Genomic DNA, 12173 nt, shown 5'->3' with positions numbered 1-12173 from the left:
GAAAGGTTGAGCGGTGGCAAGCTCCGTAGGTCATGACGGGTCGACCCAGCGGAGCTCCCGCAATGCCTCGTTGGCATGTCGGTTTCGAGCAGGAATGGATTCAGTTGGCGAGCGGGGCAGGGAACCAGTGTCGGATGATCGTGAGTTTTCATTCAGCCAGTCTGACTTCGAAACGATTCGCGGGCTGCTCTATCAACGTGCCGGTATTCGGTTGGCCGATGGTAAGCGTCAATTGGTCTATAGTCGCCTCACGCGGAGGCTGCGATCCCTGGGGCTTAGGCATTTCTCTGCTTATATCACATACCTGTTGAGTGATGAGGCGGAGTTCGAGCATTTCATCAATGCCCTGACGACAAACCTTACGGCCTTCTTCCGCGAGCCGCATCACTTCATCACGTTGACGGAGTTCCTGCAGGAAAGGCGGTCGCTGGCACGTCCCCTTAGTATATGGTGCGCTGCCGCCAGTACCGGAGAGGAGCCTTATTCCATAGCGATGGTCGTTGCCGAGGCTTTTGCCTCATACCGGCCACCGGTCAAGATCCTCGCATCTGATATCGACAGTCAGGTTCTGCGTCATGCCGAAAGAGGGGTTTATGAACTTTCCCGGATCGATGCAATAAGCGCTGAACGCAAGCACCGTTTCTTTCTAAAGGGCAAGGGGCAAAACACGGGGTTTGCCAGGGTCGTACCGGATATTCGGGCCATGGTGACGTTCAGGCAAATCAATCTGCTGGACCCGCACTGGGATCTGGATACGCCCATCGACGCTATCTTTTGTCGCAACGTGATGATTTATTTTGACAAGAAGACACAGCGACGCTTGTTGGAGCGGATGATTCCGCTGTTGACGCCGGATGGGTTGTACTTTGCGGGGCACTCCGAAAGCTTCGTCAATGCTGGGAATCTGGTGCGCCTTGTGGGCCACAGTGTCTATCGGCCGGTCACCTCAGCTTCCATACAAACGACCAAGGGAAGCGCATGAACTTCGACAACAATCCCTTTATGGCTCCGAACCGATACTACGACCGGCACTTCGAGCGGGAGGCCGTCAAGATATTGCCTGGGGAATACTATGTCACCAAAGCGCCGACCTTGATTGTGACAGTGCTGGGTTCCTGCGTGTCTGCCTGTATCCGTGATCCGGCTACCAGGATCGGTGGCATGAACCATTTCATGTTGCCTGGTAGTGACGATCTTTCCAACTCATTGGTTGGAGAATCAGCCCGTTATGGTGCATATGCGATGGAAATTCTCATTAATCATCTCTTGAAACTGGGAGCGTCTAGAGACCGGCTCGAAGCGAAGGTGTTCGGTGGGGGCAATGTGCTCAAAGGATTCTCTGTAAATCGGGTGGGCCACAGAAATGCAGAATTTGTACTGGAGTATCTGAAAAATGAATCCATCCCCCTGCTGGCCAGCGACGTTGCTGGAGAATATCCCCGTAAGATCTACTACTTCCCGGACACGGGAAAGGTCCTCGTCAGGAAAATCCGCACCTTGCACAACGCGACGATTCTGGATCGCGAAAGCGAATACCGGCTCAAGGTTCGTCAAACGGCTGGAAGCGGCAGTGTCGACCTGTTTGAGTAATCCTCAAAACGTCTCCGGAGGCTGGGTATGTCGATCAAAGTACTGGTTGTCGATGATTCTGCGCTGATCAGGCAACTGCTTGAGCAAATCGTCCGCAGCGCTCCGGATATGGTTTTTGTCGGCGCGGCCAAGGATGCGTACGTGGCGCGCGACATGGTGAATCAGTTCTCGCCTGACGTCATTACCCTGGATATCGAAATGCCCAGGATGGATGGACTGACCTTTCTGAACAAGCTGATGCGAGCAAGGCCGACGCCGGTTGTCATGATCTCCACGCTGACGGAGAAAGGGTCCGAAGCCACGATGAAGGCCCTTGAGTTGGGCGCGGTGGATTTTATACCCAAGCCGCGCCTGGGGATTACTGAAGGTATGGCGGCCTATGCGGAAACCATACTCGACAAGATTCGGGCCGCAGCGGCGTCTCATACGGCACTATTGCGGCGGCCGGCAATGCCCAGGCAGAAATCCGGGAGCGTCCAACAGATCACCGGGATTACGGGTACGGAAAAACTGATAGGGATTGGAGCCTCGACCGGAGGAACTGAAGCGATCAAGCAGGTACTGCAGGATTTGCCGGCCAATATGCCGGCCGTCTTGATAACGCAGCACATGCCTGCCGGATTTACACGCTCTTTCGCCGGCAGGCTTAACAGTCTCAGTGCGATGACAGTCAAAGAGGCTGAACATGGCGAGCGGATTTTACCTGGCCATGCCTATCTGGCTCCCGGAGACCGTCATCTTAAGCTGACGCGCTCCGGGGCGAACTATGAGGTGTGTCTTTCGGATGGCGAACCGGTCAATCGGCATAAACCAGCCGTCGATGTGATGTTTGATAGCTTGGCGGAATTGGCAGCAGGGAATAGCGTTGGGGTCTTGCTGACCGGGATGGGTAAGGACGGCGCTGCCGGAATGCTGCATCTAAAGGAGCAAGGGGCAGTGACGGTCGCGCAAAACGAGCAGAGTTGCCTGGTCTACGGGATGCCGCGTGCGGCGGTTGAGCTAGGGGCGGCCACCGAAGTGCTCCCCCTGGAAAACATTGCCGCCTATCTGGTGGAGCTGATGCGGCGGATGGGAAGCGGCCACCGGATATAACGTGCTTCCGGGTCGGGGCTATTCGTCGACGCTGTAAAAATAGCCGACATGGTGAGTCATTCCCAGGTACTCGTACATTTCCGGTGGGTATTGTGAGGGCTTCAGCGCGTCCTCGATGGTTAAATCGTTGCGGTCTGCAAGATCCATCAAGAACGCTTCATCCTTGGGAATATCCGGGTTATAGATCAGTACGACGGGTTTGAGCAGGTTCTCGGTATCGACAGAGACCACAAGTGCGACGCTATCATCGGATAGCTGTACGACGGTACCTGGCGGATAAATTCCCATGGTTTTGACAAAATTCTCCAATAGAACCTGGTCCAATCGTCCGGGATAGCGGCTGTAAAGGATCGCCATAGCCTGTTTGGGGGTCAGGGATTTCTCCGACTCCCGGGGATTGCAAAGGTTGTCATAGCTGTTGGCTATGCTGACGATACGAACGGCGAGAGAAATTTTCTTTTCGTCTATCCCGCCTGGATAACCGCTGCCATCCAGCATTTCATGGTGCATTTCAATGATATCGATGACCCTTTCGTCGATAACCCCGATTTGCCGGACCAGTTTACCGCCTATGGTCGGGTGGGTTTCGTACACCTTCTGTTCAGCCGGACTCAGTGCGGTTGTGGATTTGGTGATTTTCGGTGGAACCTGGATCAGTCCGACGTCGTGCAATAGGGCACCCAGTGCAACCTGCCGAAGACTGCCTCCTGTGAGCCCATGCGTCCTGGCCAGCGAAAGCGACAGCACCATGACATTGAGCGAATGGGCGTACGGGGTGTAGACCGACTCCGGCAGGTTGATCAGATTCATGAGTACATGGCCTTTTTGCTCGAAGTTATCGAGCATGTCGCCGACGATGCCATCGGCATCACGTATGGCATTGGCCGGTTCGCGGGTAAGGCCGCCGGTAAAGGCTTTAATCTTTTGAGAGGTTTCCCTATAGAGGCGCATCAGGGCCTGCCGTTGATCCCGATAACGTCGAGCTTCGTTCAAATGTTTTTCTTTTTGCACCCTCAGGGCCTGCTCGTAGGAGCCCGGCTTCATATCGTCTTTGGCGGCGGCGTCTTCTGCCGCGTCGGGCGCAACGCCGACAATACTTCTTCCGGGATAAACCGAAATGTTTCCCTTAACAATATCTTGTATTACCTTGATTTCTTGAGTGGATTTGATGCGGAATCGGCGAAAGAGAAAGGGATTTTGCATCCATGAAAGCCCAACATCGACGTACAAACCGACTTTTAGCTGATCGACAGGCACCTGGATGGTGAGTTCTTTTTTTGTCGACATGGTTAGAGTCCTTTCCGTGCTTCGAACAATCATTTCGTCGAATGCTGGTCGTATTTCAACTCCATGACCTATAACTATAGATGCAATTATGTGGGCTGCGTCTCAGTGCTTCTCCCGTCATTAAAAACGAAGCCCATCTTTTCAATGTAAAGGAGTCTGCCGCGGATGCAAGGGACCATGAGGAGAGCCGGTTCGGCATGCTGATCGACAAGTCTCTGTCGCTCGAGTTCGGAATGCCTGGCAACGCCGCCTTTGATGCGTGCGAGGCATTGGTCGTTATTCTGGATCAGAATGGCGATATTCTCGTATTCAACCGAGCAGCACAGCAGCTTACCGGTTACTCCGTCGATGAGGTGAGAGCTACGCGGTTTTTCTGGGAGGAGTTCCTTGAGGCGGAGGATGCGGCCGCAATCAAGGCGCTGCTGGATCAATTATCGACATCCCCTGGTCTCAGGCACCATTTTGACGCGCAATGCGCCACCCGTTCCGGCGAGCAACGATTTTTGGCCTGGAAAAGTTCGCGTGTCGAAAGTAAGGACAAAGCCAAGCATTATCTTCTGCTCGAGGGGTTCGATATTACCGGTAGAAAACGATTGGAAGCCGATCTGAGTTCCCGCACCGATTATTTGGAGCGCCTCACTCAACTCAACCTGCTCATCGCAGAAATCAACCTGTTTGCGGCTCAAGCGGAAAATGAAGCCGAACTTCTCCGGGATATCTGTCATCTGCTTATGCGTTACTCGATGCTTGAGCTGGTGTTGATAGGGGAGCAACGTGACAGTGGCATTCAGGTTGTGTCCTATAAAGCCAAGCCCGATCTACCGGCAGACTGGAGTGTTTCATCGGTACCGGGTCGGGAGCTTATCCGCCGGTCGTTCCGCGAAGGACGAGCCTTTTTCAACGCTCCCGTTATCGACGCCGCGGAGAGCGTGTCGAGTCGCCTGCAACTACTTTCGACCATACCCATCCGGCGCCGTGGGAAGGTGTGGGTCACGCTCTGCCTTTACTCGTCGCATGCCGGGCCCTTCGATAACGGGCTGGAGGCGATGCTGGAAAAGCTGGCGCTGGATATCGGCCGGGGTATCGATAATCTTGCACTAAAGAGTTGGCGAAAAGCGCTGTTGGACAATTCTGTAGTAGGCGTCATTCTGGTAAAGGATCGCATCATCCTGGAAGCGAATGCGCGAGTCACGGAGTTGCTGGGACTCAAGCCCGGTGAACTGAACGGCAAATCCACGCGGACCCTATACCTCCATGAATCCGAATACGACCGTGTCGGTAAGGCATATGAGAGACTGGCGACCGAAGGGTCTGTCAGGATCGATTCTATGCACTTGGGACGCGCTGACGGTAGCCTGCTTATTGCAGACCTGTCGGGTACGCAGATAAAGGATATCGGCACTGGGTTGTCGGTATGGACCATCGAAGATGTGACGACGCGCGAAACGTCACAACATCTGTACCATGCGTTAGCGCAAGCCGCTGATGTCATGCTGAAAACATCGGATGAACTGACCCTGCTGGAAAAGACCTGTCAACAATTGGTCAGGGATACCCCCTTCCAGTCGGTCTGGCTCAGTCGCGTCGATGCCGAAAGCCGTATTGATATTATTGCCAGTGCCCGGGAAGACGGGTTTTGCTCTGCAGATGGTCGCGTTTCACCCGAGTGGCGCAGTGTGCTGATATCCCAGACGCGGGCCTGCTGGGAATCGAAAAAGCTGGAGGTCAAGACAACCCGGACCTCAGGTGCTGACGCCGCGAAGAAGGATCCTGACTGGCGTACCGTACTTGCGGCGCCGGTCCAGCGCGGTGGACAGATCTGGGCCGTCATGACGTTTACCTCATCGCAATCGGATGCGTTTGAAGAGAAGAATATCGCCCTCTGTAGCAGGGTGGCCGATATGCTGGAACACAGCCTGAGTGCACTGGATACGCGCAAGCACCTGCACTTCCTTCAGCAGCAGGAGTCCCTGCGCGCACGTACCGATGTGCTCACAGGCCTTCCCAACCGCCTGGCTGTCGAAGAATATTTGCCCCAGTCGATTGCGCGAGCCCGCCGCCGTGGCTGTTCTATAGCGGTTGGCGTACTGGATTTGGATGATTTCAAACCGGTCAATGACCTTTATGGCCACGATGCCGGCGATGAACTGCTCAAGACCATCGCCTTACGTTTGAAGTCTTATATGCGGGAGACTGACTTTATTGGGCGAATCGGCGGGGATGAGTTCATCCTTGTGCTCGAAGACGTCGATAGTAACGCATTGGAGGCGCACATCGATAACGCGCTACGCCGACTTCACCTGTCCGTCGAGTCACCTATCAACCTGGCTCCCGGCAGGGATGCAGAGGTTGGTATGACGATGGGATTATCGGTGTTCCCGTCCGATGCGGAAGACCCCGCGAACCTTATGCGCATGGCTGATGCCGCCATGTATCAGGTCAAGCAGGAGAAGACATCGCGATCACGGTGGTGGCGGATGGCAGGCGAGGGGCACCTGCGGCCGGAGGTGCCTTCCCAGGAAAAACACTTCGATGTCTATGGTTCCGATGCGCGGAAACTGCTCACGGGTGCAAGACGCTTGTTCGATCAGGTTGGTCCGCTGTTCCGAGAACGTTTCTATGAAGAGCTTGCCAAAAATGACCGTGCCGCCGCCATTCTCGAAACGCTCTCTCCAAGCGAAATGGAGTCACTGAAAAATCAGCAGGTGAAGCATATCGGAACGGTGCTGGACCCGGAGACTACTCAGGCGGCGATTTTGGCAAGGGCCCGTGTCCTGGGGGAGATTCATGAACTGTGTGGCGTAGATTCCTTTCTATTATCAGAGGCATATGGAATATATAGGCGGTTAATCATAAAGAGCCTGAGCGAATCTATGCTGACGGCAAAAGACCGTTATCTCATGCTGTTGATTTCCGACGTACGGCTCCAGGACGATATCACCACGCAGCTTTATGTCACCAAACAGGTCCAGCAACATTACTATTCGGTCCTGGAAACAAAGGACGACGCGACGCCGTTGCTCGAGCGTCTGGCTGCATTACCGGGAATCCGCTTTTCCTTGTTGCTGCAAAGGGACGAGAGCGGCTCCTTCATCTGCTGTGACAGCCAAGGTGTTGCTGGTCAGAATATCCTGTCCACGTCAAACCCGCAGCATCCCTTTCGTCTCGACGAATTACTGTCCCGGCTTGGGGAGACTGCTGAGGGAGAGCGCTCTCTACACCCGGATGTTCAGGTGTATGAAAGCCAACTTGAGCGCTCCAATATCGTCTCATTGAGGAAATTCAATGGGCTCGGACAGACGCGCTCCCTGTTGATGATTCCATTCGGCGACAGTACTCAACAAACGACGGGCATGGTCTTATTGGGTGGCGCCTATCCCAATCAATTTGAAACCCTGCAGATGAAATCCTTTTCACGGGAAATCCAGCGCTACATTGATTGCTCCCGCTGACGTTATGTAAACGGTGTGCTTCCTGGCTTCCTAGACAGCTCTCACGCGAATAACATGCTCGACTTCTGCTATTTCCGCGAGCAGGGGAGCATCGATCTCGTTGTCCACGTCAAGGATGTTATAGGCCACGTTATTGCGGCTGCGATTGACCATGTCGATCACGTTGATATTGCGATTGGCGAGAATCGACAACACATGGCCGAGCACCTTGGGAACGTTATGATTTGAAAGCGTCAGGCGGTTCCCACTGATGCGTTCCATGCTGGTGGCAGGAAAATTGACAGCGTTACGGATGTTGCCGTTTTCGAGAAAATCCTTGAGTTGCTCCGCCGCCATTACCGCGCAGTTTTGCTCCGATTCGGCCGTGCTGGCTCCCAGGTGGGGCATGGCAATGACCTCAGGACGTCCGCGTAACAGTGCTGAAGGGAAGTCGCTGACATAGCTCTTGATACGGCCTGCCTGCAATGCGGTGAGCATCGCATCGGTATCGACGATTTCCTCACGGGCAAAGTTCAGGATCACCGCCCCCTCACGTACGGATGAGAGCGTTTCGGTCCCAATCAGATGTTGGGTTTCAGGCAAAGCAGGGACATGCAGGCTGATAAAGTCGGAGCGCGCGAGTAGGCTCTGCAAATTTTCCGCTTTCTGGACTTGGCTCGAAAGCCGCCAGGCGGCATCCACAGAAAGCGCCGGATCATAGCCGATCACCTTCATACCCAATCCCAGTGCCATGTTGGCGACCAGGGACCCGATAGCCCCAAGGCCGACAACACCAAGGGTCTGACCCGCGATTTCCCGCCCCGCAAAGCGCTTCTTTTCCGCTTCCAATTGCCTATTCAGTTCGGTGTGGTCTGTTGCGGTGAGGGATTCGGCATAGGCGATCCCAGGAAGAATGCCCCGTGAGCTGAGTAACAGTCCGGCCAGCACCAGCTCTTTCACCGCATTGGCGTTGGCGCCGGGGGTATTGAAGACGACGATCCCCTTATCGGTGCACGCATCGACGGGAATATTGTTGACGCCAGCCCCCGCCCGGGCGATCGCCTGAACACTGTCGGGTATAGGGTCGTCATGTAACCTGTAACTGCGCAACAGGATGGCATCGGGACGATTGATATCGCTGGCAACTTCATACTGCTCCCGACCGAAACGATCCAATCCTTTTATCGAAATATTGTTGTAAGTGCGGATACGTAACATGTCGCCTCTCCTGATTTGGCTTTTTACCGGTCGATCATTCGCTCAGTAGTGCTATTTCCATCCTCATAGTGAAACGTGGCAAGGCTGAATCCCAGCGCTGAGAGCAAGCGAAAAAGCATGAAAGCGCTGACGGGGATTGGTTAAGCGTTCCGGCAATCGTGTTTCTCGCTGCGGTTAGACAGGGCTGGCCCGGGGCGGCATGAGTCGTGCCTTGGCTGCTTGACTGATACCGCAGGGATTAGATCGATTTTTGATCATTTTGTGGCGTTGGGCAAATCCTTCCTTCCCGCGTCCGGAAGCCGGTGACACTTTGTAAACTGCGACGAACCTTTGATATGTGTCATGGCGAGCAGAGGGTGGGTGTTCAACAATTGATCATTAGGCACCAGGCTCAACAGGGAGGGCTCTTCAAGTGGAACATCGTTATAGCCGGCGTGTGCACATCGGGATCAAGGCACTGGTATTCAGGCGGGGGATACCGATAACGCTGGGTGTTATCCGCAACGCCAGTCACGGCGGCCTGTTCATCGAAATGAATATTGATGAGATCAGGGTTAACCAGCCCATCGAGATCGAATTTCGGTTGCAGGCTGGCGGACGTTCGAGCCGTGTTCGCGTTAAAACCGTTGTCGCCCGGCTAGCGGAGGATGGCGTTGGGTTGGAGCTGGCCGAAAATGACGACAAAGGCTACGAGGCGCTCTGTGCCCTGGTCGATGGATTCGTCATGCGTGAACGCTTCCGGGAAGTTTCGGTGGTTGGCTTGTAAGTCAGCGAATTCAGGCAATTGGCTGGCGTGCCGTTATTTCGCCGGTTGATGAGCCACACCTTCGAGCAAGGCAGGGTGCGTCATCTGACTCAGGTTCGATCTCGGTAACAGGCTATAGACCAAACGGGTCAATCAGGTTAGGTTCCCTTACCGGTATCGGCGACTGAGCACGTCGCGTCTATCCCCGTCTGGGTCCTTGTTTCTCGGAGTATGTGCCTGTGAGTGTTGTACCTGAAAAGTCCGGCCGGAGCAGTCACCTCCGCGAACGCTGGAACCGGCTTCAGGACCGCACGGTTCGAATTGCGGTTACAGGTCTCAGCCAAAGCGGAAAAACCAACTTCATCATTTCGACGGTCAACCAACTGCTACACCCAACCCGGTTGCCGCGCTTCGTACGTCCCGAGACCGGCGAGAAGATCGAGATACTGGGCACACGTCTTTTTCAGCTGCCAGATCAGATACCACCGTTCCCCTATCTGGAATTGCTGGAAAGCCTGCAGCATGCCTCGCCGGCCTGGCCTCTGCCTACGGATCGTTTGCGCGGAGTCAGGGTCGGCATCCGCTATCGTACCCTTGGAGGACTGCTGAGCAAGGGCTCTGATCGCATCCTTTACGTCGATTTACTGGATTACCCCGGCGAATGGTTGTTGGATCTTCCGATTACCGGGCTCACATTCCAGGCATGGTCCGAGACGGTGCTTGAGCAGTGTCGGCATGAGCCGCGGCAGTCGTTGGCGCAAGAGTGGCTGCTGGCGGCCAGGGGGATGAATGTCATGGCACCGTTTTCGGTTGAGCAGGACCATGCCGTCCAGCGGATTCAGCGCCTTTACACCCAGTTCCTGCAGCGCTGTAAAGCCGAACCGTATCATCTGAGTTATCTGCAACCGGGGTTTTTCCTGATGCCCGGTCGACACGAAGGAACATTGCCCCTTAACTTTTTTCCCGTACCTGCGCAGGACGAGGCGACGAAAGGCTCTGTTTATGCGGAACTCGAACGTCGTTTTGAAGCCTTCAAAAAGCAGGTGGTGGGAGCCTTCTACCGGGATCATTTTGCAGCCTTTGACCGCCAGATAGTCCTGGTCGATGTCATCACGGCACTGAACAGTGGCCCCGAAACGTTTAGGGACATGCAAAAGGCGCTGGAAGTGGTTCTCGAGAGTTTCCGGTACGGTCGTAATGGGCTATTGAGCCGCTTTTTCAGCCGAAACCGTATCGACAAGCTGGTGTTCGCGGCCACCAAGGCGGACCATGTCCCCACGCCCCAGCACGCAAACCTGCGGGCTTTGCTGGACACCATGGTGGAGAACGCCAGGGCAACGATTGGATTCAAGTCCGCTTTGCGGCCGGAAATCCAGGTGCTGTCATCCCTTCGCTGTACGGAAACGATTGAGGTTGAGCATGAAGGACACAGGCTCAGTTGTCTGAAGGGCGTCCCGGAGGGGTGTCACGAGCAGCGAATACTGTATCCCGGCGAAGTACCTGCGACGCCGCCATCGTCCGATGAATGGGGGCGGGATCGTTTTGATTTCAAAGTCTTCCTGCCACCAGTGGGACTCGGTTCGAGCCGCGAGCCGTTACCTCATATCGGTCTGGATCTCATCCTTCGGTCCTTGATTGGAGATAAGTTCCAATGAGTGACAGTAACGAACGGGTTAAGCCTTTCGATAAGGGCGCCGCAGAGGTCGGCAAAACAGCGTCCATGGAGGCACCTCACCCGGGGGTCCTGGCGTCGCAGGGCGATAATCGCTTCGATGACTACGTTCGCAACAACCGTTTCCGGGAAGCGCCGGTTACGGAGACACCAACAAAGCCCACACGCCGTCAGGGTGGGGCACCGTTCAAGGTACTGCTGGGCGCCATCGCTGTACTGACGGTGACGCTGCTGGGACTGAGCGGTTACTTCACTCTGATGGATTACTATGGGCGTGGATGGATCCCAGGCCTGATCGCGACGATTCCCATGTTGGCCGTCGTGTTCTGTTTGCTCTGGCTCTGTGGACGGGAGATCCGCGGCTATGCCAGCCTGCGTAGCGTGGACAGCTTGCGTCACAGTGCAGAGCGCTTGCGTGACGATGCGGGGGAGCCTCTTGATGGCAAACGCAAGGATCGAGATGCACTGACGCTGGTACACCGGGTAGCCCACCTTTACCGGAATGACGGTGGGGTCCAGCGCCGATTCAAGGCGTTTCTCGAAGGCTATTCGGATACCCACACGCAGCCAGAAATACTGGCGCTGTTTTCACGGGATGTGCTACGTCCGCTGGACGAAGAAGCCTATCGCCGGATTACCCGCTACGGCATCCAGTCGGCGACCCTATCGGCCATAAGTTCCTTCGTGGCCTTGGATATGCTGCTGACCTTGTGGCGGAATATGCGCATGCTACATGACGTTGCCACTGTCTATGGCGTGCGGCCGGGTTTTGTACGCTCCGTCAGCCTGGCGCGTCACGCGCTGGAGGCCTTGGCGGTATCCGGCGCCAGCGAAGTGGTCAGCGACATGGTGGCGGAAAACCTGGGCAATCATTTGGTCGGAGCCTTATCGGCCCGGCTGGGGGACGGCCTATCCAATGGCTTGATGACGGCGCGGCTTGGCCTGATCATTGCCGCGGAGTGCCGTCCTTTACCGTTTACCGAGGAAGACCGGCACGGCTTCCGGAAGTTACGCGTCAATATCCTGAAAGCACTGAAAGCGAAGACGAGCGTCTCACAACCGCATGTGGCCGAAGAGAGTCCTGACTGACGCTTTGCTGTTGCGTGCCGGCGTTATTTCCCGGGTTACAGTTAATACT

Annotated in this window: 9 protein-coding genes; 7 read left to right on the top strand and 2 right to left on the bottom strand. The window is 55.2% G+C overall.

Annotated elements, in window-relative coordinates; translation table 11 throughout:
* Positions 1-94: 94 nt before the first annotated feature.
* The 3 genes from CLR77_RS14540 to CLR77_RS14530 are packed head-to-tail and all read left to right on the top strand — an operon-like array spanning position 95 to position 2682.
* Positions 95-982, top strand: coding sequence for a CheR family methyltransferase (locus tag CLR77_RS14540; RefSeq protein ID WP_097461380.1), 888 nt, complete (start codon positions 95-97; stop codon positions 980-982).
* A complete protein-coding gene (cheD, locus tag CLR77_RS14535; protein ID WP_097461379.1) occupies positions 979-1590 on the top strand; it encodes a chemoreceptor glutamine deamidase CheD in 612 nt (203 codons plus the stop codon). The genes CLR77_RS14540 and cheD overlap by 4 nt, the downstream gene beginning before the upstream one ends.
* 27 nt (positions 1591-1617) lie before the next feature.
* Complete coding sequence (locus tag CLR77_RS14530) at positions 1618-2682, top strand: protein-glutamate methylesterase/protein-glutamine glutaminase (protein WP_198962777.1); 1065 nt, start codon at positions 1618-1620, stop codon at positions 2680-2682.
* Between the two features lie 18 nt (positions 2683-2700).
* On the opposite strand, the gene CLR77_RS14525 is transcribed toward CLR77_RS14530, so the two are convergent.
* Entirely contained in the window at positions 2701-4002 is a 1302-nt protein-coding gene (locus tag CLR77_RS14525; protein ID WP_097461377.1) for an HD-GYP domain-containing protein, read from the bottom strand.
* A gap of 164 nt (positions 4003-4166) precedes the next feature.
* Between CLR77_RS14525 and CLR77_RS14520 the strand changes: the two genes are divergently transcribed.
* Positions 4167-7421 (top strand): diguanylate cyclase domain-containing protein, encoded by a 3255-nt coding sequence (locus tag CLR77_RS14520; RefSeq protein WP_158227212.1) that lies wholly within the window; start codon positions 4167-4169, stop codon positions 7419-7421.
* 30 nt (positions 7422-7451) lie between these two features.
* On the opposite strand, the gene CLR77_RS14515 is transcribed toward CLR77_RS14520, so the two are convergent.
* Positions 7452-8618, bottom strand: coding sequence for a phosphoglycerate dehydrogenase (locus CLR77_RS14515; RefSeq protein WP_097461375.1), 1167 nt, complete (start codon positions 8616-8618; stop codon positions 7452-7454).
* Positions 8619-9030: 412 nt separating this feature from the next.
* Here CLR77_RS14515 and CLR77_RS14510 point away from each other — a divergent pair, with 412 nt between their 5' ends.
* The 3 genes from CLR77_RS14510 (at position 9031) to CLR77_RS14500 (ending at position 12124) form a co-directional block, all read left to right on the top strand.
* The gene (locus tag CLR77_RS14510) at positions 9031-9384 is read left to right on the top strand and encodes a PilZ domain-containing protein (protein WP_097461374.1); all 354 of its coding nucleotides are present in this window, start codon (positions 9031-9033) and stop codon (positions 9382-9384) included.
* A gap of 218 nt (positions 9385-9602) precedes the next feature.
* Positions 9603-11018: a YcjX family GTP-binding protein gene (locus CLR77_RS14505; protein ID WP_158227211.1), complete on the top strand. Its 1416-nt coding sequence runs from the start codon at positions 9603-9605 to the stop codon at positions 11016-11018.
* Entirely contained in the window at positions 11015-12124 is a 1110-nt protein-coding gene (locus CLR77_RS14500; protein WP_097461372.1) for a TIGR01620 family protein, read from the top strand. Before CLR77_RS14505 ends, CLR77_RS14500 begins: the two co-directional genes overlap by 4 nt.
* Positions 12125-12173 lie beyond the last annotated feature (49 nt).

Source organism: Mangrovitalea sediminis (assembly GCF_002514725.1).
Lineage (GTDB): Bacteria > Pseudomonadota > Gammaproteobacteria > Pseudomonadales > Oleiphilaceae > Mangrovitalea > Mangrovitalea sediminis.
This window is presented reverse-complemented; position numbering and strand designations above follow the sequence as displayed.